Source organism: Vibrio sp. YT-15 (assembly GCF_033337445.1).
GTDB lineage: Bacteria > Pseudomonadota > Gammaproteobacteria > Enterobacterales > Vibrionaceae > Vibrio > Vibrio alginolyticus.
This window is the reverse complement of the sequence record NZ_JAWOQR010000195.1, coordinates 1-1,010: the sequence shown is the minus strand read 5'-3', so window position 1 is coordinate 1,010 and position 1,010 is coordinate 1. Positions and strand designations below refer to the sequence as shown.

General features: G+C 44.9%; 2 protein-coding genes. One reads left to right on the top strand and one right to left on the bottom strand.

The genetic code is table 11. The annotated features are described in order from the left end of the window. The first annotated feature begins 181 nt into the window (after positions 1-181). On the top strand, positions 182-334 hold the full coding sequence (locus R7D93_RS26265; RefSeq protein WP_005457235.1) for a hypothetical protein: 153 nt from the start codon (positions 182-184) through the stop codon (positions 332-334). A 168-nt stretch (positions 335-502) separates the two neighbouring features. Here the strand turns inward: R7D93_RS26265 and R7D93_RS26260 are convergent. Beyond that, positions 503-1,010, bottom strand: a 508-nt coding sequence (locus tag R7D93_RS26260) for an SbcC/MukB-like Walker B domain-containing protein (RefSeq protein WP_318129677.1), incomplete at its 5' end; no start/stop codon positions are given.

Sequence of the window (1,010 nt, the reverse complement as noted above, 5' to 3'; positions counted from 1 at the left end):
CACATGGTTGCTAGCTTTTTTCTTTCTGCCATCGTTTTCACTCCCCTTCCTATCTCATTTCGCCGGTTTCATCATTTGAATCAATGATCGAGCTAACAAAATCAACATAGATCGTTTCTTTTCCACTGAGCCCATTGAGTATGATGTTTACTCCCCTTACTCAACTTAAAGAGGTTGGGCGATGCTAACAAAAGAAACAAATAATAATGAACCACAGCTTGTAGACCAGGAAACTTTTGACCAACACTTACAGCGTTTGTCTGAGCTTTCGGTTCAAGCACTTGAAGAGCTTGCTGAAATTATCGAAGCTGGAACCGATATTTCAGAGGAATAGCGCTTAGATTATTTCCAATACTCCCTGCTATTGGTCTAAGTGCTCACGAAAAAGCCGAGACTGTCGTCCTACAGCCTCGGCTTATTTTATGCCCGTTACCTGCATCTCCCTGTTAATCAGATACAAAAACGCCCGCTTTAATTGCGGGCGTTTTTTATGCTTCCAAGCTTATGATTCAAACTCTTCAATCATTTCTTGAACTTCACTCTTCGGTTTATCTGTTTGACCAAAGCCACGCAGACCAACAACGTGTACGTGTTCGTGATCTTTAAACACCTTACGTACCAGCTTGTAGGTTGTACCTTTCTCTGGGCTAATGTTTTCTGGCGCAGCAATCAACAGCTGCATATCCAGACGGTCACACAGTTCGAATAGAGTTGAAATCGACTTCGCATCCAGACGTGCCGCCTCATCGAGGAACAACAAACGACATGGGATGATGTCTTTGCTGCGTAGACGACGGGATTCTTCTTCCCAGCTCTGAACAACCATCAATAGGATAGACTGACCAGTACCGATTGCCTCACCCGTTGATAGCGCCCCAGATTCCGCTTGCAGCCAACCATCAGAACCACGGTTAACTTCCACACTTAACTCTAGATAGTTACGATAATCCAGGAGCTCTTCACCCAGAACCTGAGGAGAGCGTTGACCCATATCGATGTGAGGGTTCACG